Source organism: Cupriavidus sp. FW305-46 (assembly GCF_058787075.1).
In genome coordinates this window covers 22,438-44,848 of record NZ_JBYSZI010000032.1, presented here as the reverse complement: position 1 = coordinate 44,848, position 22,411 = coordinate 22,438, and the positions used below count along the sequence as shown (strand labels likewise).

16 protein-coding genes are annotated in these 22,411 nt (G+C 68.4%); 10 read left to right on the top strand and 6 right to left on the bottom strand.

Features of this window, described 5'->3' with window-relative positions; all coding sequences use genetic code 11:
• Positions 1 to 17: 17 nt before the first annotated feature.
• Together AC3WON_RS16960 and AC3WON_RS16955 are read right to left on the bottom strand one after the other, a co-directional pair.
• Positions 18 to 1,592, bottom strand: coding sequence for a flavin-containing monooxygenase (locus AC3WON_RS16960; protein ID WP_492352312.1), 1,575 nt, complete (start codon positions 1,590 to 1,592; stop codon positions 18 to 20).
• Between the two features lie 258 nt (positions 1,593 to 1,850).
• Positions 1,851 to 2,924: an AraC family transcriptional regulator gene (locus AC3WON_RS16955; protein ID WP_492352311.1), complete on the bottom strand. Its 1,074-nt coding sequence runs from the start codon at positions 2,922 to 2,924 to the stop codon at positions 1,851 to 1,853.
• A gap of 115 nt (positions 2,925 to 3,039) precedes the next feature.
• Between AC3WON_RS16955 and AC3WON_RS16950 the strand changes: the two genes are divergently transcribed.
• From AC3WON_RS16950 to AC3WON_RS16920, 7 genes are all read left to right on the top strand, one after another.
• Positions 3,040 to 3,645 carry a hypothetical protein gene (locus AC3WON_RS16950; protein WP_492352310.1) on the top strand — a complete coding sequence of 202 codons (606 nt, stop codon included), beginning with the start codon at positions 3,040 to 3,042 and terminating at the stop codon, positions 3,643 to 3,645.
• A gap of 8 nt (positions 3,646 to 3,653) precedes the next feature.
• Positions 3,654 to 5,249, top strand: a complete 1,596-nt coding sequence (locus tag AC3WON_RS16945) for a GMC family oxidoreductase (protein ID WP_492352309.1) — start codon at positions 3,654 to 3,656, stop codon at positions 5,247 to 5,249.
• Between the two features lie 268 nt (positions 5,250 to 5,517).
• Positions 5,518 to 6,492, top strand: a complete 975-nt coding sequence (locus tag AC3WON_RS16940) for a TetR/AcrR family transcriptional regulator (protein ID WP_492321320.1) — start codon at positions 5,518 to 5,520, stop codon at positions 6,490 to 6,492.
• A gap of 206 nt (positions 6,493 to 6,698) precedes the next feature.
• A complete protein-coding gene (locus tag AC3WON_RS16935) occupies positions 6,699 to 7,595 on the top strand; it encodes a DUF1571 domain-containing protein (protein ID WP_492321321.1) in 897 nt (298 codons plus the stop codon).
• 250 nt (positions 7,596 to 7,845) lie between these two features.
• Positions 7,846 to 9,198: a DUF2957 domain-containing protein gene (locus tag AC3WON_RS16930; RefSeq protein WP_492352308.1), complete on the top strand. Its 1,353-nt coding sequence runs from the start codon at positions 7,846 to 7,848 to the stop codon at positions 9,196 to 9,198.
• A 37-nt stretch (positions 9,199 to 9,235) separates the two neighbouring features.
• Positions 9,236 to 10,516 (top strand): DUF2957 domain-containing protein, encoded by a 1,281-nt coding sequence (locus AC3WON_RS16925; protein WP_492352307.1) that lies wholly within the window; start codon positions 9,236 to 9,238, stop codon positions 10,514 to 10,516.
• 87 nt (positions 10,517 to 10,603) lie between these two features.
• Entirely contained in the window at positions 10,604 to 11,443 is an 840-nt protein-coding gene (locus AC3WON_RS16920) for an OmpW/AlkL family protein (RefSeq protein ID WP_492352306.1), read from the top strand.
• Positions 11,444 to 11,566: 123 nt separating this feature from the next.
• Here the strand turns inward: AC3WON_RS16920 and AC3WON_RS16915 are convergent, their stop codons facing one another.
• The 3 genes from AC3WON_RS16915 to AC3WON_RS16905 form a co-directional block, all read right to left on the bottom strand.
• A complete protein-coding gene (locus AC3WON_RS16915; protein WP_492352305.1) occupies positions 11,567 to 13,054 on the bottom strand; it encodes an efflux transporter outer membrane subunit in 1,488 nt (495 codons plus the stop codon).
• 2 nt (positions 13,055 to 13,056) lie between these two features.
• Entirely contained in the window at positions 13,057 to 16,209 is a 3,153-nt protein-coding gene (locus tag AC3WON_RS16910) for an efflux RND transporter permease subunit (protein WP_492321326.1), read from the bottom strand.
• Positions 16,210 to 16,272: 63 nt separating this feature from the next.
• Complete coding sequence (locus tag AC3WON_RS16905; RefSeq protein ID WP_492352304.1) at positions 16,273 to 17,523, bottom strand: efflux RND transporter periplasmic adaptor subunit; 1,251 nt, start codon at positions 17,521 to 17,523, stop codon at positions 16,273 to 16,275.
• Between the two features lie 610 nt (positions 17,524 to 18,133).
• On the opposite strand from AC3WON_RS16905, the gene AC3WON_RS16900 reads away from it, so the two are divergent.
• Entirely contained in the window at positions 18,134 to 18,877 is a 744-nt protein-coding gene (locus AC3WON_RS16900) for a TetR family transcriptional regulator (protein ID WP_492352303.1), read from the top strand.
• A 9-nt stretch (positions 18,878 to 18,886) separates the two neighbouring features.
• Here the strand turns inward: AC3WON_RS16900 and AC3WON_RS16895 are convergent, their stop codons facing one another.
• Entirely contained in the window at positions 18,887 to 19,981 is a 1,095-nt protein-coding gene (locus AC3WON_RS16895; protein ID WP_492352333.1) for an ABC transporter substrate-binding protein, read from the bottom strand.
• A 296-nt stretch (positions 19,982 to 20,277) separates the two neighbouring features.
• Between AC3WON_RS16895 and AC3WON_RS16890 the strand changes: the two genes are divergently transcribed.
• Positions 20,278 to 20,952, top strand: coding sequence for a response regulator (locus AC3WON_RS16890; protein ID WP_492352302.1), 675 nt, complete (start codon positions 20,278 to 20,280; stop codon positions 20,950 to 20,952).
• A 2-nt stretch (positions 20,953 to 20,954) separates the two neighbouring features.
• Complete coding sequence (locus AC3WON_RS16885) at positions 20,955 to 22,409, top strand: sensor histidine kinase (protein ID WP_492352301.1); 1,455 nt, start codon at positions 20,955 to 20,957, stop codon at positions 22,407 to 22,409.
• Positions 22,410 to 22,411: the final 2 nt, after the last annotated feature.

Below are 22,411 nucleotides of genomic sequence, written 5' to 3'. Positions count from 1 at the left end.
GGGAATGCGCGTGTGCGTCACGCACCGGCGACCGTGGCGATATCGGCCGACCCGGCCTGCATTGCGGTCTCGTCCGGCAACGCGCGCCGCACCGGGTACAGGTCGTAGTCGGTCATGCGAAAGCTCGCCGTGGCGCGGCGGAACTGCCAGGTGAAGCCCGGCCACAGCGTGGTGTTGCGGCCGCTGCGCGGGTCGATGTACCAGCTGGCGCAGCCGCCGGCGGACCAGATCGCATGGCCCAGCCGCGCCTGCAGCCGTTCGTTGAAGCGGCGCTGCACCGGCTCGCGCACGTCCACCGCCTGCACGCCTTCGCGGCGCATCTGCTGCAGGGCGTCGACGATGTAGGCCACCTGCGACTCGATCATGAACACCATCGAGCTGTGGCCCAGGCCGGTATTGGGACCGACCACGAAGAACAGGTTGGGGAAGCCCGCCACGGTGGTGCCCAGGTAGGCCTGCGCGCCGTCGCGCCAGGCATCGACCAGGTCCACGCCGTCAAGGCCCGAGATCACGCCGCGCGGCATCGGGTCGGTGGCATGGAAGCCGGTGCCCAGGATGATGCAGTCGGCGGGCCGGCGCGTGCCGTCGCGCAGCACCACCGCGTCGCGCTCCACGCGGGCAATGCCGGTGGTGACCACGTCCACGTTGTCGCGCGCAAGCGCCGGGTAGTAGTCGTTGGAGATCAGCACGCGCTTGCAGCCGATGGTGTAGTCCGGCGTCAGCGTCGCGCGCAAGGCAGGGTCGCGCACCTGCCTGGCCAGATGGCGGCGCGCGACGCGCTCCACCACCTTCATGATCTTCGGATGCAGCACGAAGCCCAGCACGCGCGATTCCAGCATCCAGTAGATGCCGGTGCGCACCAGCGTCTGCGTGAACGGCAGGCGGCGGAACAGCCAGCGCTCCGCCGCGCTGACCTCGCGGTCCGGCTTGGGCATGATCCACGGCGGAGTGCGCTGGTACAGGTCCAGCTGCGCCACCTGGGGCGCGATCTGCGGCACGAACTGGATCGCGCTGGCGCCGGTGCCGATCACGGCCACGCGCTTGCCGGCGAGCGCATAGGCGTGGTTCCAGTGCTGCGAGTGGAAGCACTCGCCCTCGAACGAGTCCAGCCCCGGGATATTGGGATAGGAAGGCCGGCTCAGCCCGCCCATGCCGGAGACCAGCACGCGCGCCCGCACCACCTTGCCGTCGGCCATCTCCAGGCGCCACACCTGCGCGGCCTCGTCCCAGGCGGCGTGGCGCAGTTCATGGTGCAGCCGCAGGTGCGGGCGCAGGCCGAAGCGGTCGGTGCAGCCTTCCAGGTAGGCGCGGATCTCCGGCTGGGTCGAGAACATGCGCGACCAGTCCGGGTTCGGCGCGAATGAAAAGGAATACAGGTGCGACTGCACATCGCAGGCGCAGCCCGGGTAATGGTTGTCGCGCCAGGTGCCGCCGACTGAGCCGGCCTTTTCGAAGATCAGGAAGTTGCGCTCGCCGCGCTCGCGCAGCCGTATCGCCATGCCGAGGCCGGCAAAGCCACTGCCGATGATGGCAATGTCTGTGTGCTCAAGGGCAGGGGATGCCTGCTGCGGCAACTCCGCGGGTGCATTCATGGGCGCTCCTCACCGTTATTACAGTGTTTATTGTGACATTGATGGATGTCATCGTAGGAAGCGCAGGGCAGGTGGTCAATGCCGTGAGTTGAAGGATGGTTCTAATTTCTGGGGATTTCCAGCGGCGCTTCACGCACATAAAACAAGGCCATGCCACCCCGCAGGCGCTTGCGCCGTGGGATTCGGTCGTGCGTTTGAAACCGGGAGATTTTTTTCAGGCTTCGCGGATCACGAAGGCGTGGCCGCAATATCGGGGCGCTAGGCGGCCTGTCCCTTGCGGCGCCAGCCGTGCGGCGTTTCACCGGTCCAGCGCTTGAAGGCGTGGGTGAAGGCACTCTGCTCGGAATAGCCGAGCCGCATCGCGCACTGCGCCAGGCTGATGCCGGGATCGGCAAGATACTGCTCCGCCAGCGCGCGCCGCACGTTATCCACAAGCTGTGAATAACTGATGCCCTGCGCCTGCAGCCGCCGCTGCAGGGTGCGCACGGGCATGCCCAGGTGCGTGGCCACGTCGGCAATCGGCAGTTCGCCCTGCGGCAGCCGCCCGCTGATATAGGCACGCGCCTGCGCCAAGGCGTCGGCCCCGGCCGGCGCGATCTGCTGCAGCTGGGTATCGGCGATGCGCGTCATCTGCGCCTGCATGCCCGCGTCGGCCTGCAGCGACGGCAGGTCGAGCAAGGCCCGTTCGATATGCATGGCATGGCGCGCGGCGTTGAAGACCACGGGGCAGCCGAACACCTCGGCATGCAGGCGGGTATCGGCCGGCGCGGGATGCGGGAATTCCACCTGGGTGGCCACGTGCTGCTCACCGATCAGCCAGCGCGCGAACACCACCCAGGTTGCCATGTGCAGCTCATGCGCATGGCGCGACAGCGGGCCATGCCGGGCTTCCCAGGTCATGCAGGCGGCCTGCGGCGTTTCGATCAGGCGGGTGCCGCCGATATCGTTGGCCAGCACCTCATAGCGGATGCCTTGCAGGATGGCGTCGCGCACCGTGGGCGTGGTCAGCACCACGTAGCCCATCTCGGCATAGTGGCGCGGCGCGAAGGCGGCGCCGGCGCGCAGGCCGACATCGGAATCGCCGGTGACCTGCTCCAGCCAGTCGAGCAGCGCCAGGTAGGCGGCACCGGGAATGCGCGTGGCGGTCTGCGCACCGGTGGCGTGCAGCAGCTCGGGCGGCACGCCGACGGCGCGCAGCTGGTCGGCCGGGGCAATGCCCTGGCGCGCGCCGTGGTCGAGCACGGCGCGGAGGTAGGCGAGCGAGACGGTGCCCAGTGCGGTGCCCGCTTGCGCACCACTGGCACCGCCGTCGGGCTGGTTGGCGCGTGGCATCAAATCACCTGTCGTGCGGGATCAAGACCGGGCACCGATCTTTATCCAAACTCCGGGTAGCGTCAATGCGGGCCTGCCCCCGCCTGAATACAAGAGACCGACGCATGGAGACAATATGGCCCCCAATCATCCACACCGCCGTGCGGATGCCGATGCCGAGGCGCTGCACGCGCTGACGCGGCGCGGCTTCCTGAAAGTCGGCCTCGGCTTTTCGGCCGCGCTGGCCTGTACCGCGCTGGTGCCGTCGCTGGCCGGCTGCTCGTCGGCAGATCCCGCGCCGCAGGCCGGCATGACCTGGCTGCGCCCGCAAGACGTGGCGATGTTCCGCGCGCTGCTGCCGGCCATCGTCACCGAGCTGGCCGAAGCGCCGCCGCCGCGGCGCGCGGCCCTGGAGCAGGACGCGCTGCGCAATATCGACGCGACCTGCGCTGCGATGGGCGCGGGTGCGCAAGCCGAGCTGCGCAAGCTGTTCGGCCTGCTTGCCAGCATGCCGCTGCGCTGGGCGCTGACCGGCATCCGCCAGGACTGGAGCGCGGCCACGCCCACGCAGGTGCAGGCCTTCCTGGCGCGCTGGCGCGCCAGCCGCCTGGCCACGCTCAATGCCGGCGCGGTGGTGCTGGTCAAGCTCACCAGCGTGGGCTACTACGTGTTGCCGGCCGCGTGGGCGGGCAGCGGCTATCCCGGCCCGAACGCGGCCGTCTACAAGGCGCTGCACGCCTGATCCCCGACATGGCCATCGACAATCTCTACGACGCCGGCATCGCCGCCGGCTGGAAGGTACTGGACGCCGCCACCTTCACCACCACGCGCACGCTGGATGCCGACGTGGTCATCGTCGGCAGCGGCGCGGGCGGCGGCATCAGCGCCGAGGCGCTCAGCCGCGCGGGCCTGCGCGTGGTGCTGCTGGAAGAGGGCGCGCTGCGCACCTCGGACAGCTTCCGCGACATGGACGAGAACCGCGCCTATCGCGAGCTCTATCAAGAGGCCGCGGCCCGCACCACGGCCGACGGCGCCATCGCCATCCTGCAGGGCCGCTCCGTCGGCGGCAGCACCACGGTCAACTGGTCATCGAGCTTCCGCACGCCGCCGCAGACGCTGGCGCACTGGGCAACGCATCACGCCGTCACCGGCCACAGCGAGGCCGACATGGCGCCGTGGTTCAGGAAAGTGGAAGAGCGCCTGGGCATCGCGCCATGGGCGATGGCGCCCAATCCCAACAACGACGTGCTCAAGCGCGGCTGCTCGACACTGGGCTGGGAATGGCACGTGATCCCGCGCAACGTGAAGGGCTGCTGGAACTCCGGCTATTGCGGGCTGGGGTGCCCGGTCAATGCCAAGCAGTCGATGCTGGTGTCGACCATCCCGGCGGCACTGGCCAGCGGTGCGACGCTGGTGCACCGCGTGCGCGTGCGCACGCTGGACCATGACGGCAAGCGCGTGCAGTCGGTCACCGGCGAAGCGCTGGGCGCGGACGGCTATACGCCCACCGGCGTCGGCGTGGTCGTGCGCGCCAAACACTTCATCGCCGCCGGCGGCGCCATCAACACGCCGGCGCTGCTGCTGCGCTCGCGCGTGCCGGACCCGCATGAGCGGCTGGGATTGCGCACGTTTATCCATCCGGTGAATATCAGTATCGCGAAAATGCCAGAGCGCATTGATCCCTATTATGGCGCACCGCAGTCGATCGCTTCCGACCACTTCCAGTGGAAGGATGGCGCCACCGGGCCGATGGGCTACAAGCTGGAGGTGCCGCCGATGTTCCCCGGCATCAGCGCGGGCGTGCTCAACGGCGTGGGCGAGGCGCTGCGCCGCGACATGGCGCGACTGCCCCATACCAACGCCATGCTGGCACTGCTGCGCGACGGCTTCGTGCCAGAGAGCACGGGCGGGCGCGTGCGGCTGGCGGCCGACGGCAGCCCGCTGCTGGACTATGAGATGAGCGACTACGCCTGGGACGGCGTGCGGCGCGCGTGGCTGAGCATGGCGCAGGCGCAGTTTGCCGCCGGCGCGGAGCGGGTGCGGCCCGCCCACCTGGACGCCGCCGAGTACCGCAGCTGGCCCGAGGCGCGCGACGCCATCGCGCAACTGCCGCTCAAGCCATTCCGCACCGCGCTGTTCACCGCGCACCTGATGGGCGGCTGCGGCATGAGCGACGATGCGCGCGGCGGCGTGGTGGACAGCCATGGCAACCACCACCAGCTGGCCAACCTGTCGGTGTTCGACGGCTCGGTGTTCCCGACCAGCGTGGGGGCCAATCCCCAATTGTCGGTGTTCGCGCTGACGGCACAGAATGCGCACGCGCTGGCACGGCGCCTCACGTCATGAGGTATTGGCCGCGCAAGCCTGCAATGTCCTGCGTTGCAGGCATCCGGCATGGCTGCTCGATGCAGGCTGCGGGCGACATTGTTGTGCGATTCCCCACGCCAGTGGCGCAATTAGAATGTCCACTCCAATTCAGCTCTTGTGAAACGCTCGAAGCGCTGGATAGGCTTCGTACAGCTGTTTCAAGCATCCGTATGCCGTCAGAGCAGGGAGCGGAACAGCGTAGCAAATTGCTAAGGGGTTTACGGCAGCAACAACGAGAGACGCCCCCATGAAGACCGGCAAAAGCTCGGCAGGAGACACCAAGGCCCGGATTCTCGACGCCACGGAAAAGCTGTTTACCGAGGTCGGCTATGAAGCCACCTCGCTCAGGCAGGTCACGTCGCGCGCCATCGTCAACCTGGCCGCCGTGAACTACCACTTCCGCAGCAAAGACATCATGATGCACGCCGTGCTGAGCCGGCGGCTGGACCCGCTCAACGCGCGGCGCCTGGCGCTGCTCGATGCGTGCGAAGCGCGCTGGCCCGGCAACAGCATCCGCTGCGAACACGTGATGGGTGCGCTGTTCGTGCCCGCGCTGCAGATGGCACGCGACCCGTCGGTGGGCGGGCCGTCGTTCCTGCGGCTGCTCGGGCGCGTGTATTCGGACACCTCGCCCTTTATCCAGCAATACCTGCTGGAGCACTACGCCCCGGTGTACGGGCGCTTCTTCGACGCCTTCTCGCGCGCCATTCCGGGGCTGCCGCGGCATGAGCTCGGCTGGCGCCTGCAGTTTGCGCTCAAGGCGCTGGCCGGCGTGCTGGCCGGCGAAGAACTCACCAACCTGCTGCCGGCGTTCACGCAGGGCCGGCAGATGAGCGATGCGCACGTGCTGGCCCAGCTCACCGCCATGGTGGAAGCCGTGCTGAACGTGGCGCAACCCAGCGCGGATGAGTTCTCGGCGCTGCAGTCGGTGTTCGAGCTCGGCGAGCAGCAGCAGGCCGAGCAGCGCGCCAGCAGGCTGGCCGCTGCGCAGTCTGCCGATGACCCGGGTGCCAGTTATGCCGCAATGGCGGCAACGATGGGCGATGCGGCCAGCCAGACCGCCGCCGCCCTCGGCAAGGCCCGCATCAGCGCACGCACCGTGCGCAATGAGGGCACCAAACGCGCAGCCGTGACCAGCATGCCGGTCCGCGCGCGCGAGCAGACCGTGAGCTTCCCCAGCAACCCGCTGGATGACTGGATGCGAATGCGCACCAGGACATAGCGGCGCGCGCCACGCCCGGTTACCGCCGGGCCGGCGCCACCGCGCTCACGCAAACCTGAACCGTCGATCCATCCAGCGAGGCCACGCACAGGCCCCGCGGACCCCGTGCGCCTTATCGGATTTTCCAAGGGCGCGGCGGTGGCCCCGTTCGTCCCTGCGTTGCCCGCGCTCCGCCTCCTGGCGGACATCTTGAGGAGGAAGCTGCCATGTCGATCCAACCGCTTTACCTTGCCGCCGTCGCCGGTGCCGTCATCGGACTGCTGGCCGCACCGCTGGCCATGCCCCCCGTGGCCATGGCCCAGACGGCCACAACCACCGCCGCCGCGGGCACGGGCTATGACGGCCAAACATCCGCACAGCAAGCCGCACTGTTCTCGCGCCAGGTCGCCAGCGGCGAACTCGCGCGGCTGTCCGATGAGCAGGTGCTGGCCGTGTTCCAGGCGCTGCAGCCGGATGCACTGCTGAAATGGGCCCGTGCCGAGATGAACCGCTATCCCGAGTACGAGTACTGGATGTCGCGCCAGGAGCGGCTCAACAACCAGTGGCAGGACCAGCCCGCCAAGATGCAGATCCGCTACCGCCACCAGCCGCGCCAGCTCTATGCCAAGTGGCTGCCCGGCGGCGCGCAGTCGGGCCAGGAAATCATCTACGACGAGACCCGCCGCAAGGACGAGATGTACGGCCACCTGGGCGGCGTGCTGGGCTTCACCTCGATGTGGATCGCGCTGGACGGCACCCTGGCGCGTTCGCAGTCCAACCACACCGTGCGCGACCTGGGCTTCCAGTTCGTGCTGTCGATGCTGGAGCGCGATGCCAGGTCCCTGCGTGCCGCCGGCCTGTCCGAGAAATACAGCAAGGCCGAGATCGTGCAGGAGCAGGGCGTGCGCATGGTGGCGCTGACCTGGGACCTGCCGGCCGGCGCGCCGCAGTACTACGCCAAGAAGGTGCAGCTGATGCTGGACCTGAAGCATCCCTATATCCGCGTGGAAACGGCCTGGGATGCGGACGGCAACATGGTCGAGAAGATCGTGTTCGACAAGCTGGTGCGCAAGACCTTCGAGGCCTCGGCGTTCGATCCGGCCAATCCTGACTATCGCTTCTGATATCGGCAAAGCGGCGCGCACCGTGCGTTTGAATCGGTGGCCGCGCCGCTTTGCCGCGCAGTCCGTGCAACACCCGCAATCCACAGCCACATGCGGCATGCACGCCAGGCGCGCCTGTTTGGAACGGCCGCTCTATTGACGCAAAAACACGCGAGCGGCGAGAGTCGCCGCACCCGGGAGGGATCCGGCCGCAGAGCCGGACACCAGATCCAGAAACAGGGGTCGCCAAGAAAAAATCAGGAGACAGGCAATGACCATGTCGATGCTTCGACGCAGTACTTTGGTTTTGACAGGGGTGAGCCTTGCCGCGGCGCTGGCCGGCTGCGGTGGCGGCGGCGGCGATGAAGAGGCGCCGCGCGCCGGCACGCAGGCACCGCAATGCGCTGACACGGGCACGTGCCCCGCGCAGGGGCCGGTCACCATCGGCGGCCCGCCGGGGTCGTTGTGCCCGGCGGCACTGGACTACAGCACCACCTTCACCGGCGGCTCCGGCGCGGGCGAACTGGTCAAGCTGCGCTTCGACACCGCGGCCCGCACCTACCAGCTGGAGATCATCGAGTCGCCGGTGCCCAAGCAACCCGGCAGCGTCAGCCCGACGCGCGCGGGCGTGACCTTTACCGGCACCTTTGCCAACATGACCTCGCTGCCGACTGCCGAGCAGAACCGCTGCGCGGTTGCGCTGCAGACAGCAACGGCGTCTGACGGCACCTCGCAGGCGAATATCGACAGCGCGAAGCCGCCGGTGATCTTCCTGGGCAACGGCGTTGCCGGCGGCGGCATCCCGGGTGCCACCATCTCCTATCCGGGCGTGCTCGGGCTGGGCGCGATCCCGGCCACCACGTTCCCGTTCTACCCGGTGCTGGCATTCGCGCAGACCGAGACCGACTTCATCAAGGTTGCCGGCAGCTACAACCTGCTGGGCTACCACCAGGTGCCGTCCGGCGGCTCGCTGACTTCGTCGAGCCACTTCACGCCCGCGACCGCGCAGACCACCGAGACGCTGAACGCCGACGGCAGCTGCACCGCCGCGGCCGGCAGCTGCCTCAGCACCGGCAACAGCTGGAAGCTGCGCAGCGCCGATGGCGCCTTCGAAAGCAGCAATGCCGATGGCAGCCGCCGTTACCCGTCGTTCCAGAGTGCGGCCATCACCAGCAACAACGCCAGCCGCGCCAAGGGGCTGATGGTGGTGGGCAAGCTCAACGGCGCGCTGGTGCCGCTGCTGGTGCGCACCGGCTACGCGCAGATCTCGCTGCTGCCGCTGACGGTCAATGTCGACGACGAATCGGGCCTGGCGCTGATGGCGCCGGCGAAGGCACTGGCGAGCGGCCAGCTTGACGGCGGCTATATCGGCTCGGGCAGCGACTTTGTCTACACCGCCTCGCTGGTCAAGGGCGCGCGCGTGGAGCTGCTGGACCCGATGACGATGAACCAGACCGGCGCCTTCCAGCTCGACTTCACGCAGAACGCGCCGGGCATGATCGCCACCACCGACAACAGCGGCACCACCGGTGCGCTGATTGCCAGCGGCCGGGTGTTCAGCCACCTGTCCGGCGCCGGCAGCGCCAGCCCGACCTTCCGCGTCGGCGTGCTGGCAGCACCCTGAGTCCACCAAGAACACACAAGACCGAGGAGACCACGCCATGCAACCCCATCGACTGATCCTGCCGCGGGCCTCGCGCCCATCCACGGTGCCGGCGCGTGCGCTGGCCGTGGCCGCCGCCGCCATGCTCGCCGCCTGCGGTGGCGGCGGCGGCGACGACGCGCCGTCCACGCCGGCCGCGGTGCAGACGCGGCTGTGCCCGGCATCGCTCGACTACACCACCACCTTCACCGGCGGCACCGGCTCCGGCGAGCTGGTGAAGGTGCAGATCGACACCATCAAAAAGACCTGGCAGGTGACCTTCGTGGATTCCTCGGTGCCGCGCCAGACCGGCACCGTGCAGCCCACGCGCAGCGACCCCACCAACGGGCAGAACGTGATGCGCGGCACGCTGAAGGCGGAGACGGGGTTGCCGACCGAGAAGCTTAACCAGTGCGCGTTCGAGCTGAGCGGCGCCAGCCTCGATCCGAACCGCCCGGCCAAGCTCTTTGTCGGCGAAGGCGTGGTGGGCGGCACCATCCCGGGCGCGCGCATCCAGTTCAACGGCGTGCTGGGCGCCGGCGCGGTGCCTGACACCACCTTCCCGTACTTCCAGTTCATCGGCTTCGCGCAGACCGAGACCGACCTGTCGAAGATTGCCGGCCAGTACAACGGCACGGGCTTCCACGAGGTGCCGTCCAAGCAGTTCCAGCTGGTGGCGCAGGACTACCGCATGGCGCTGGCTGCCGATGGTTCGTTCACCGTCTGCGACAACGCCACCAACACGTGCGAGCGCAAGGGCAACAACTTCGTGCCGCAGGCGAGCGGCGCGCTGCTGTCGACCAACTACAAGGCCGAGAGCCAGCCGCCCACGCTGGGCGGCACGCTGGGCAAGGCCTACCTGATCGTGGGCAAGCTGCGCGGCCAGCTGGTGCCGATCATGATCCGCGTGGGCTATGCCAATGACACGCTCGCCAACGGCCCGCTTGGTGCCGACGACGAGATCGGCATCGGCATGATGGCGCCGGCGGTAGCGGTCAGCGAGGGCACGGTCAACGGCGAATACGTCGGCGTCGACAGCAACTTCAACTACCGCGTGACGGCACTGATCGGCGCCGCGGCCACCATGATGGATCCGTTCCGGCCGCACGATGCGTCGCTCGCCATCCCGTACCGGCTGGACTTCTCGCAGCAGGTGCCCGGCGTGGTCCGCACTTCGCGGCGCGATGCACCCGCAGGCTCGCCGCCGACCGGCAAGCTGATGTTCACCGGCGGCGTGTTCGGCTTCCTGGAACAGCGCGACAGCGGCCCGTACTTCACCGTCGGCGCATTCGTGCAGTAGGCACGCTACCAGGCCCGGGCCATTGCAGCCCGGGCCACTGCGCCACGATTCGACCATACAGAGACATCCAATGCCGGGGGACACAAGATGAAAACCATACGCCTCACGCTCACACTGATGCTGGCCGCGCTGGCCAGCTTCGCCCTGCCTGCCCATGCCCAGAAGAAGGGCGACAACGTCGTATCCGCCGGCTGGTTCTATATCCAGACCCATGGCCAGAGCGGTCCGCTGACCACGTCGCTGCTGGACGTGCCGATCAACTACCCGCTGGGCCTGCCGTCCAGCTTCACCGCGCCGGGCAGCAGCCTCTCGTCGTCCAATGCCAATACGCTGGGGCTGACCTTCAGCCACTTCGTCACCGACCATATCGCGGTCACCGCGGTGGGCGGCATCCCGCCGGAGTTCAAGATCTATGGCCACGGCGAGCTGATTCCGCCGGGCCCGGCCGGCGCGCTCGGCCGCCAGAGCCTGGGCGACCCGGCGCTGAACCCCATCATCACCAAGGCACGGCAGTGGAGCCCGGCGGCGATGGTGCAGTACCACTTCCTGGATCCGGGCACGCGTTTCCGCCCGTTCCTGGGGCTTGGGGTGTCGTACAACTTCTTTACCAACATCGAGGTCAATCCGGCGTTTGCGAGTTCGGTCAACAACAACCTCGGCGCGATCCTGGCGGCGGGGGCGGGCATCCCGGGGCCGACGTCGGTGAGTGCGGATGCATCGTCGTCATGGGCGCCGGTGTTCAATATCGGCGGCACCTACAACTTCGACGAGCATTGGGGGCTGACGGCGGCGGTGACTTATATCCCGCTGAAGACGACGTCCACGATGACGATCAAGGCGGCCGACGGGACCGTGCTGTCGACGTCGAAGACCAAGCTGGAGCCGAATCCGCTGGTGTTCTTTTTGGCGGCTTCGTACAAGTTCTGACGGCTGAAAGAAGAAAAGCCAGCGGCAGTACCGCTGGTTCTTGATTGACCGATTGTGGTCTCCCTCTCCCGCTTGCGGGAGAGGGGAGCAAACCAGCGGCGCGGGAAGCGCTGCAGGCTGACCTTACTGCGTGACGGTGCCCGACGTAGCAGGCGTCCCCTGCTGCGCCACCGGACTGCTCTCCTGCAAGCCACCGCCCAGCGACCGGTACAAGTCGATCGCATTGTTCAGCCGCAGCTGCCGCGCCTGGATCAGCGCCTGCTCGGCAGTGAACAGCTGGCGCTGCGCATCGAGCTCGTCCAGGTAGCTGGCGATGCCGCTACGGAAGCGCAGGCGCGCCAGTTCATAACGTGCCTGTTCCGCGTTGCGCACCTCTTCCTGGCCGGTGACCTGGTCTTCCAGCGTGCCGCGCGCCACCAGTGCATCGGCCACTTCCGCGAAGGCCGTCTGGATGGTCTTCTCGTAGTTGGCGATCTGGATGTTCTTGCGCACATTGGCCAGGTCCAGGTTCGACAGGTTGCGGCCATAGTCGAAGATCGGCAGCACCAGTTGCGGCGCAAACGACCACGCGCGCGTGCCAGCATCGAACAGTCCCGAGAACGTCGGGCTGATGGTGCCCGCACTGGCGGTCAGCGTGATGCGCGGGAAGAACGCCGCGCGCGCCGCGCCGATATTGGCGTTGGCCGACAGCAGCAACTGCTCGGCCTGGCGGATATCGGGGCGCTGCTCGAGCAGTTCCGACGGCAGGCCGGCCGGGATGTCGCTGATGATGCGCTCGTCCGACAGGCGCACCGGCGCCGGAAGGTTCTCGATGCTGCCGATGGGCTTGCCCACCAGCACTTCAAGCGCGTTCTGCGCCTGCGCGCGCTGGCGCGCCAGCTGCGCCGCGGCCACGCGGGCCTGCGCCACCAGCGATTCGTTGTCGCGCAGGTCCAGCGCCGAGGTGGCGCCCGCCTCGAAACGCTGCTTGGCCAGGCCGTAGGTGCTTTCACGCGCCTTCAGCGTGTCGCGCGCCAGGTCGTACTGCTCGGCGAAGGAGCGCTCGGCCAGGTAGGCCTTGGCAACTTCCGACACCAGCGAGATCTGCGCCGAGCGGCGTGCCTCTTCGGTGGCGAAGTACTGCGCCAGCGCGGCATTGGACAGGCTGCGCACGCGTCCGAAGAAATCCAGCTCATACGACGTGATGCCCAGGCCCACCTGGTAGACCTCGGTCACGCCGGGCTGGCCGAGCACCGTTGCCGACTGGGCAGCGGTGGTGCGGGCCCGGGTGTAGCCGCCGGTCGCGTTCACCGTGGGCAGCAGGTCGGCGCGCTGCACCTGGTACAGCGCGCGCGCTTCCTCGATGCGCAGCGCGGCGGTGCGCAGGTCGCGGTTGTTTTCCAGCGAGGTCGCGATCAGCGTCTGCATGCGCGGGTCGCGGAAGAACTCGCGCCAGCCGATGTCGACGGCGCGGCGGGTCTCGCCGCTCTTCACCTCGGCGGTGGCGTAGCCCTCGGGCGCCACCGGGAAGCTGTCTGCCACCGGCGGGGCAGGGCGGTCATAGTGGGGCGCGAGCGTGCACCCCGTCAGAACGCCGGCCACCAGCAGCAGTGTGGTCAGAGTCTTGGTCATGTTCAGATTTCCTCTTTCGGCTCGTGCCACTTCTGGTCCAGCATGCGCTGGCGCGCACTGCCCTTGAAGCGCTTGCGCACCACCACGAAGAAGACCGGCACCAGGAAGATCGCCAGCACCGTGGCGGTGATCATCCCGCCAATCACGCCGGTACCGATGGCGCGCTGGCTGGCCGAACCCGCACCGGTGGCGATCGCCAGCGGCAGCACGCCCAGGATGAACGCCATCGACGTCATCAGGATCGGGCGGAAACGCAGGTGCACCGCTTCCAGCGTGGCTTCGATCAGGCCCTTGCCCTGCGCCTGCAGGTCCTTGGCGAATTCCACGATCAGGATGGCGTTCTTCGCCGACAAGCCGATCGTAGCGATCAGGCCCACCTTGAAGTACACGTCGTTGGGCATGCCGCGCAGCGTCACGCCGAGCAGCGCGCCGAGCACGCCCAGCGGCACCACCAGCAGCACCGAGAACGGGATCGACCAGCTTTCATACAGCGCGGCCAGGCACAGGAACACAATGATCAGCGACAGCGTGTACAGGATCGGTTCCTGCGAGCCGGCCAGGCGTTCTTCATAAGACTGGCCGGACCACTCGAAGCCGAAACCCGGCGGCAGCTTGGCGAAGTTCTCTTCCATCACGCGCATGGCTTCACCGGTACTGCGGCCCGGCGCGGCCTGGCCCGCCAGCTTCACCGCCGGCATGCCGTTGTAGCGCTCCAGGCGCGGCGAGCCCATCACCCACTTGGAGGTCGCGAACGCGGCAAACGCCACCATGTCGCCGTTGCTGTTGCGCACGCGCAGCTTGGTCAGGTCGTCCGGCAGGCGGCGGTCCGAGCCTTCTGCCTGCACGATCACCTTGCGCACCCGGCCTTCATAGATGAAGTCGTTGACGTAGTTCGAGCCGAACGCAATCGACAGCGTCGAGTTGATGCTCGCCACCGTGACGCCGAGCGCCTTGGCCTTCTCGCGGTCGATGTCGATCTGCAGCTGCGGCGCATCTTCCTGGCCTTCGGGGCGCACGCCCATCAGCACCGGGCTCTGCGCGGCCATGCCGAGCATCATGTTGCGCGCTTCCATCAGCTTGGCGTGGCCCTGGCCGGTGCGGTCCTGCAGGCGGAAGTCAAAGCCCGAGGAGTTGCCCAGCTCGGAAATCGCCGGCGGGTTGAGCGGGAAGATAATCGCGTCCTTGATGAACGACAGCGCGCCGAAGGCACGGCCGACCAGCGCCTGCGCGGTCTCGCCGTCGCCGGTGCGCTCCTTCCAGTCCTTCAGGCGCACGAACGCGATACCGCCGTTCTGGCCGCGGCCGAAGAAGGAGAAGCCCGCCACCGTGATCATCTGGTCAACCACCTTGCTTTCCTTCTGCAGGTAGTAGTCCTCGATCTGCTTGAGCACGCCGATGGTACGGTCCTGAGTGGCGCCGTTGGGCAGCTGCACCACGGTGATCATGTAGCCCTGGTCCTCGTCGGGCAGGAACGACGACGGCAGGCGCTTGAACAGCACCACCACGCCGACGATGATGACCGCGTAGATGATCAGGTAGCGGCCGGAGCGCTTGAGGATGCGCGCGACCACGCCCTGGTAGCTGGTGGCCGAACGCGCGAAGGTGCGGTTGAACCAGCCGAAGAAGCCCGTCTTCTCATGGTGATGGCCGGCTTCCACGGGCTTGAGCAGCGTCGCGCACAGCGCCGGGGTCAGCGTCAGCGCCAGCAGCGCCGAAAACGCCATCGACGAGATCAGCGACAGCGAGAACTGGCGGTAGATGTTGCCCACCGAGCCCGAGAAGAATGCCATCGGGATGAACACCGCGGTCAGCACCAGCGTGATGCCGACGATGGCGCCGGTGATCTGGCCCATGGCCTTGCGCGTGGCTTCACGTGGCGAGAGTCCTTCCTCGCTCATGATCCGCTCGACGTTCTCGACCACCACGATGGCATCGTCCACCAGGATACCGATGGCCAGCACCATGCCGAACATGGTCAGCACGTTGATCGAGAAGCCGAACGCCAGCAGCGCGCCGAACGTACCCAGCAGCGCGATCGGCACCACCAGAGTCGGGATCAGCGTGGCGCGGAAGTTCTGCAGGAACAGGTACATCACCAGGAACACCAGCACCACGGCTTCGAGCAGGGTCTTGATCACTTCCTCGATCGAGATCTTGACGAAGGCCGAGGTGTCGTAAGGCACCGAGTACTGGTAGTCCGCCGGGAAGTTCTTGGACAGCTCTTCCATCTTGGCGCGCACCGCGGTGGCCGTGGCCAGCGCGTTGCCGGTCGGGGCCAGCTTGATGGCGATGGCCGCCGACGGCTTGCCGTTGGTGCGGGCCTGGGTCGAGTAGTCGGCGCCGCCCAGCTCCACCCGGCCCACGTCCTTGATGCGCACCGAGGACCCATCCGGGTTGGTGCGCAGCAGGATGTTGCCGAACTGCTCAGGCGTGGTCAGGCGGCTTTCGGTGGTGACGGTGGCGTTGAGCTCGGTGCCCTTGGGCGAGGGCGTGCCGCCCAGCTCGCCCACGGCGACCTGGATGTTCTGCTCGCCCACCGCGGCGGTGACGTCGGTCGGGGTCAGGTTGTAGCCCGTCAGCTTGGCCGGGTCCAGCCAGATCCGCATGGCGTACTCGGTGCCGAACAGGTCGGCCTGGCCCACGCCCGGCACGCGGCGGATCGAGTCGATCACCTGCGCCGAGACATAGTTGCCGAGCTGGATCGCGTCAGCCGTGCCGGACTTGGACGACACGGTCAGGAACATCATGTAGTTGTTCCCGGCCTTGTCCACGCGCACGCCCTGCTGGCGCACTTCAGCCGGCAGGCGCGCTTCCACGCGCTTGAGGCGGTTCTGCACTTCGACCGAGTTCAGGTCGACGTTCGAACCCGGCGCGAAGGCGATGGTGATGCTCGCCAGGCCGGACGACTCGCTGGTGGAGTTGTAGTAGAGCAGGTTAGGGGCGCCGTTGAGCTCCTGCTCGATCACCGAGGTGACGGAATCCTCCAGCGTCTTGGCCGACGCACCCGGGTAGGTGGCGGTGACCGAGATCGTCGGCGGGGCGATGTTCGGATATTGCGCGATCGGCAACTGCAGGATCGCCAATATGCCGCCCAGCATGATGATCAGCGCGAGCACCCACGCGAACACCGGCCGGTCGATAAAAAACTTGGCCATAAACTGGCTCCCTCTTGGTCTAGCGGTCTAGCCGTATTTGCCGTATTGGTGGTACGGCAGGGTTCAGCCTTGCTTGGCGTCAGACTTGGCTTGCTGCGGGCCCTCGGCCTTGGGGGCCGAGGCCGGCGCCGCCGGGGCGGAGCCCGTTGCCGCGGCCGGTGCCGAGGCCCCGGCCGGCTTGAACGGCACCGCCTTGGCCGGCGCACCGACCTTGACCTTCTGCAGGCCCTCGACGATCACCTTCTCGCCGCCCTTCAGGCCTTCGGTCACCACCCAGCGGTCGCCAATGGCCTGCGGCGCCTTGACCGGCACCGCCGCGACATTGCCGTCCGTGCCCACCACCATCACGCTGGCACCCTGCGCGCCGCGGATCAGCGCCCGCTGCGGCACGGTCAGTGCGTTCTCGTCCACGCCCTGCTCGATCTTCACGCGCACGAAGGTGCCCGAGAGCAGCTCGCGCTTCGGGTTCGGGAACTGCGCACGCAGCGTGATCGCGCCGGTGGTCGGGTCGACCGTCATGTCCGAGAACAGCAGCTTGCCGGTGTGCTCGTACTCGCGGCCGTCTTCCACGAACAGGCGCACGTTGGCGCCGCCGTTGACGCCCTTGACCACGCCGGACTCGATGGCGCGGCGCAGGCGCGTGACTTCCGAAGCCGGCTGGGTGAAGGTGACCCACATCGGGTCGACCTGCTCCACCAGCGCCAGCTTGGTCGCCTCGCCCTTGCCCACCAGCGCGCCCTCGGTCACCAGCGCACGGCCGGCGCGGCCGCTGATCGGCGCGGTCACGGTGGTGTAGCCCAGGTTGATCTGGGCGGTGCGCACCGCCGCCTTGGCCGAAGCCACGTCGGCGTTGGCCTGGCCGGCGGAGGCCACGGCGTCGTCGTACTCCTGCTTGCTGACCGCGTTGACGGCCACCAGGGGCTTGTAGCGGTCGGCCTTCAGGCGCGCCGAGACGGCATTGGCCTCGGCGCGCTGCAGCGCGGCCTGTGCCGAAGCCAGCGTGGCCTGGTAGGGTGCCGGGTCGATGCGGAACATCACCTGGCCGGCCTTCACTTCGCCGCCCTCGGTGTAGTTGCGCGACAGCACGATGCCTTCGACGCGAGCACGCACTTCGGCCGTGCGTATGCCTTCCAGGCGGCCCGGCAGTTCATTGACGACGGCGACCGGCGACGGCGTCACGGTCACCACACCCACTTCCGGCGGGGGCGGAGCGCCGCCTTCGGCCTTCTTGTCGCCACAGGCAACAAGCGCCACGGCAGACAGCGCCGCTAGTGCATAGGCAGCAACGCAACGGATACGTTGGGACTTCCTCATCGATAACCCCATGATGGCAATTTGAGATCTGCCGCATCGTCCCGACCTGTCATCCGACAAACGGAAACGACACAGCGCGCCGCACGGTTTGCGGCGGACAAAAGCGTGATGCTAGCCACAATTCGCGGCGTCGCAATGTCAAATGCGACGAACGGTGGCTTTTATGTAACGACTGGATTCATGACCGGCTGGCCTGCGGCAGGGATTGCCAGCTGTGCTGGGTATGTCACAGAAGGCGGCTGGCCGAATGCCGGGCAAGCGCGTATTATATATACATTCAAGCATGTATGTTAAGTTGATGTTGCAGAAGGGCCTTTCGGCGCACAACCTGCGCAGCGGGGCCGCTGGAATACGGATCCTGGCCCCGGTCAAACCCAACCGGCCAGTCCGAATACCCGTTCGGAATCACGGCGCAAACCGCCGGCTCGGGTTAGGATGCGCGCCGTCGTGTCGGCTCGCAAGCTGCAAGCACATTGGCATGTGACGACAACGACCCGCCGGCGCGTGCGCCGGCCCGTGCGGCTGCCACAGCGGGGCCGCACCCAGGGAGAACTAACAAGGCTGGCCATGACGGCTCGATCGCGTCATGCCGCCGGCACCAGAGACAAAAATGGTCAGACGTACCAAGGAAGAGGCGCTTGAAACGCGCCACCGGATTCTCGACGCGGCCGAAGCCGTGTTCCACGCCCGCGGCGTGGCACGCCCGTCGCTGGCCGACATCGCCGAGGCGGCGGGTGTCACGCGCGGCGCGATCTACTGGCACTTCAAGAACAAGAGCGATGTGTTCGCCGCCATGTGCGACCGCGTCAACCTGCCCGTGGAAGCGCTGTGCGACCCCGAGCGGCTCGCGCGCCAGGAAGACCCGCTCGGCGGCATCCGCGACATCTGCGCCTATGTGATGCGCCAGACCGTGGTCAACCCGCGCTGGCGCCGGGTGTTCGAGATCATCTTCCACAAGTGCGAAATGGTGCAGGACAACGGCGCCATCCTCGAGCGCCAGCGCCAGTCGCACCAGGAAGGCCTGATCAAGATGCGCGAGCACCTGCGCCTGGCCCTGGAGCGCGGCCAGCTGCCCGCCGACCTGGACCTGGACCTGGCCGTCAACGCCTTCCATGCCGCCATCGGCGGGGTGCTGGCGCACTGGCTGTTCTCGCCGCAGGACTTCGACCTCGACGCCAACGCCGAGCGCATGTCCGACGCCTTCATCGATACCCTGAAGTTCTCACCGGCGCTGCGCCACGGCTACGTGCCGCGCCCGATGGCGGCGCTGGACCGGGAACTGTCCACGCTGTGCCAGCAGGCCTGCCCGAACGGCCAGCCGGGCGGGCTCGATACCGGCGACCTGGTCCCCTGAGCCGCGCGCTCAGCCGCGCATGGCCTCGCGCCAGCGCGCCAGGAATGCGCGCTTGCGCATCGCGTCCTGCGCGGCCAGCAGGCCCGGGCCGACGCTGATCGGCTTGAGCGCGTAGCCCAGCCGCTCGGACAATGCCGCCGCGGTGTGCACGCTGTCGGTATCGGTGCGGATGGTGTAGAGCTGCGAGGTCGACTTGGCCAGCAGCGCCTGGCCCTCGCGCGAGAGCAGGTAGTCCAGCCACAGCCGCGCCGCATTGGGCCGCGGCGCGCGCCGGGCAATAAACGCCACCCGCGACATCACCAGGGTGTAGTCGCGCGGGGCGATCACGTCGATGGCCGCGCCACGCTCCATCAGCGACAGCGCGTACGAACCCAGCAGGTTGTAGCCCATCACCAGCTCGCCGCTGGCGATGCGCTCGATCATCTCGGCAGTGGACGCCGACAGCTGCACCCCGGCGCGCCCCAGCGCCTGCGCCAGGTACCAGAACTCGCTGCCCATGCGCGCATCCTGCTGCGCCAGCAGGTAGCCCACGCCCGAGCGCTCCACGTCATACGTCACCACCTTGCCATGCCAGCGCGGCGCGTGCTCCTGCAGCAGCCGCGCCAGCCCGCTGCGGCTGCGCGGCGGGCGCATGCCGGCCAGGTGGTGGCGGTTGTAGACGATCACCGCGGGCTCGAAGGTGGTGCCCCAGGCCTCGTCGCGCCACACCGCCCAGCCGGGCAGGCCGCCGCGCTCGGGCGAGGCGTAGCGCTGCGCATGGCCGTCGTTGACGAGCTTGATCTGCAGGTCCATCGCCGTGCTCCACAGCACGTCGGCGAAGGCCGCACCGGGCGCGGGCCGGCTGCCGCCCAGCGCCGCGGTCTCGGCCAGGAAGCGCTGGTTCAGCTCGATCGTGTTGAGATCCTGGTAGTGCACGCGGATGCCCGGGTAGCGCGCCTCGAACGCGGCGATCAGCGGCTGCGCCACTTTCAGGTCGGTCGATGCATAGACCGTGACCATGCCTTCGCGCATGGCGCCGGCGATGGTGGCGTCATACCCGGACGGATACCCCGGCGGTGGCGCCGGGGGCCTAGACTGGGCATGAAGGGGCCACGCAGCCGACAAGGTGGCGCCGGCCAGCAGCGATGCGCCCAGCAGGCGGCGGCGCTGCCCCGAGGCAGGCGGCTCGCAAGCGCACGGCAGGGACGGCGGGGGTGGACGCGTGGGCACGGTGGTCGGAAACGGAAGAACTGCCTGTGGAAGGGAGCGGGCGCACGGACAACACGCGCCGGGACCAGCGGGGCGGGGGTATTATAGGCGCCCGCGGCGGGCGCGCTCCATCGGTGCAGCCCCCTGTTGTGCGGGCGTTTTCCGCCGCCGCGACTGAAACATGGACCAAACCGGCAGAGGAGGAGACCGGCATGCGCATCCTGCTGGTGGAGGATGAAATCGAACTGGCACGCTGGGTCGCCCGCGCGCTGGAGCAGGGCGGCTTTGTGATCGAGCATGTCGCCGACGGCCTGCCCGCCGAGGCCCGCCTGCAGGCCGAGGAATACGACGCGGTGCTGCTCGACCTGCGCCTGCCCGGCAAGGACGGGCTGGCCGTGCTCAAGTCCATGCGCGCGCGCGACGACCGCACCCCGGTGCTGATCCTGACCGCGCAGGACACGCTGGACGAACGCGTGCGCGGCCTGAACCTGGGCGCCGACGACTACCTGCCCAAGCCCTTTGCCATTGCCGAGCTGGAAGCGCGGCTGCTGGCGCTGATCCGCCGCAGCCGCGGGCGCGCGCATCCGCGCTTGCAGTGCGGCACGCTGGTGTTTGACGGCGAGACCCGCAGCTTCACGCTGGACGGCGCCCCGCTGGCGCTGACCCCGCGCGAATCGACCCTGCTGGGCGCGCTGCTGGCACGCAGCGGCCAGCCGCTGACCAAGGCGCAGCTGCTCGACAAGGTGTTCTCGCTCGACGCCGATGTCTCGCCCGACGCGATCGAGGTGCTGGTCTACCGGCTGCGCAAGAAGCTGGCCGGGCACGGCGTCACCATCGTCACCCTGCGCGGCTTCGGCTACCTGCTGGAGCCCGAGGCCGGGCGCTGAAGATGGCGCGGCGCCATCGCGTCCCGTCCTGGCGACGCGGCAGCCTGCGCCGGCAACTGCTGTTGCTGCTGGTGCCGGCGCTGGCGGCGATGATGGCGATCGACACCTGGCTCACCTACGGCACCCTGCGCGACGCCGCCAACACGGCTTATGACCGCTCGCTCTATGGCTCGATCCGCGCCATCGACAGTGCCATCGGCATGGCTGGCGACAACGTCCAGCTGACCCTGCCCGATGCCGCCATGGAGATGTTCGAGACCGCGGCGCAGACCCATGTGTTCTACCGCGTGTCGACCGAGCGCGCCGGCCAGGTCGAGACCGTCACCGGCTACGACGACCTGCCGCTGCCTGCCGGCACCCTCGTCAACAACCAGCCGCGCTTCTACGACGCCGAATATTTGGGCGAGGCCGTGCGCATCGCCGCGATGGCGCGGCCGGTATACCGCCCGGATGCGCGCATGCGCGTGATCATCCAGGTGGCCGAGACCGCCGAGCCGCGCACCACGCTGATCGGCACGGTCTGGCGCAGCGCGCTGGCGCGCGACCTGCTGCTGATCCTGCTGAGCGCCGGCATCCTGGTGGGCGGCGTCACCTACGTGCTGCGCCCGCTGGCGCGCGTGCGCGACGACGTGGAAGCGCGTTCGCCGGATGACCTGACCCCGCTTACCTTCGAGCGCGTGCCCGCCGAGGTGCGCCCGCTGGTCGACGCGGTCAACCTGCACGTGTCGCGCTCCGCGGCGATGGCGCAGTCGCAGGCCCAGTTCATCGCCGACGCCGCGCACCAGCTGCGCACGCCGCTGGCCATCCTGAAGACCCAGGCCGAATACGCCCAGCGCCAGCTGCGCGCGCCCGACCCCGAAGCCGCGCGCCAGGCCGCCGGCGAAGCCGTGGGCGGCATCGTCACCCAGCTGGAGCAGGCCGCGCGCCTGACCAACCAGCTGCTGGCGCTGGCGCGGGTACGCCAGCACCACGGCGAAGCCGCCCAGGAAGCCGATGGCATCGACATCATCGACGCCGTCACCGTGGCCGAGCAGGTGGCGCTGGACTACCTGCCGCTGGCGCGCGGCAAGCAGCAGGACTTCGGCTGGGAGCCGGTGCCGGGGCTGAAGCTGCCGGTGCGCGCCGACCCCGCGCTGCTGCGCGAGGCGCTGGCCAACCTGGTCCACAATGCGATCCAGTACTCGCCACGCGGCAGCCGCATCACGCTGTCGGCCACGCGCGCCGACCAGACCGCCTGCCTGGTGGTGGAAGACGATGGGCCGGGCATTCCGGCCGAAGAGCGCGAGAAGGTCTTCGCGCGCTTCTACCGGCGCGTGGGCAATGCGGAGCCGGGCTCCGGGCTGGGGCTGGCGATCTCGCGCGAGATGGCGGCGCGCTTTGGCGGCACGGTGGAGCTTGGCGACGGCTTGCAGGGCACCGGCGTGCGCGCGGTGCTGAAGCTGCCCATCGGCGAATAACC

What these genes read in the sequence shown, in the direction of transcription:
- AC3WON_RS16960 (WP_492352312.1), bottom strand. Translation starts at nt 1,592, where the DNA reads ATGAATGCACCCGCGGAGTTGCCGCAGCAGGCATCCCCTGCCCTTGAG.
- AC3WON_RS16955 (WP_492352311.1), bottom strand. Translation starts at nt 2,924, where the DNA reads ATGCCACGCGCCAACCAGCCCGACGGCGGTGCCAGTGGTGCGCAAGCG.
- AC3WON_RS16950 (WP_492352310.1), top strand. Translation starts at nt 3,040, where the DNA reads ATGGCCCCCAATCATCCACACCGCCGTGCGGATGCCGATGCCGAGGCG.
- AC3WON_RS16945 (WP_492352309.1), top strand. Translation starts at nt 3,654, where the DNA reads ATGGCCATCGACAATCTCTACGACGCCGGCATCGCCGCCGGCTGGAAG.
- AC3WON_RS16940 (WP_492321320.1), top strand. Translation starts at nt 5,518, where the DNA reads ATGAAGACCGGCAAAAGCTCGGCAGGAGACACCAAGGCCCGGATTCTC.
- AC3WON_RS16935 (WP_492321321.1), top strand. Translation starts at nt 6,699, where the DNA reads ATGTCGATCCAACCGCTTTACCTTGCCGCCGTCGCCGGTGCCGTCATC.
- AC3WON_RS16930 (WP_492352308.1), top strand. Translation starts at nt 7,846, where the DNA reads ATGACCATGTCGATGCTTCGACGCAGTACTTTGGTTTTGACAGGGGTG.
- AC3WON_RS16925 (WP_492352307.1), top strand. Translation starts at nt 9,236, where the DNA reads ATGCAACCCCATCGACTGATCCTGCCGCGGGCCTCGCGCCCATCCACG.
- AC3WON_RS16920 (WP_492352306.1), top strand. Translation starts at nt 10,604, where the DNA reads ATGAAAACCATACGCCTCACGCTCACACTGATGCTGGCCGCGCTGGCC.
- AC3WON_RS16915 (WP_492352305.1), bottom strand. Translation starts at nt 13,054, where the DNA reads ATGACCAAGACTCTGACCACACTGCTGCTGGTGGCCGGCGTTCTGACG.
- AC3WON_RS16910 (WP_492321326.1), bottom strand. Translation starts at nt 16,209, where the DNA reads ATGGCCAAGTTTTTTATCGACCGGCCGGTGTTCGCGTGGGTGCTCGCG.
- AC3WON_RS16905 (WP_492352304.1), bottom strand. Translation starts at nt 17,523, where the DNA reads ATGAGGAAGTCCCAACGTATCCGTTGCGTTGCTGCCTATGCACTAGCG.
- AC3WON_RS16900 (WP_492352303.1), top strand. Translation starts at nt 18,134, where the DNA reads ATGGTCAGACGTACCAAGGAAGAGGCGCTTGAAACGCGCCACCGGATT.
- AC3WON_RS16890 (WP_492352302.1), top strand. Translation starts at nt 20,278, where the DNA reads ATGCGCATCCTGCTGGTGGAGGATGAAATCGAACTGGCACGCTGGGTC.
- AC3WON_RS16885 (WP_492352301.1), top strand. Translation starts at nt 20,955, where the DNA reads ATGGCGCGGCGCCATCGCGTCCCGTCCTGGCGACGCGGCAGCCTGCGC.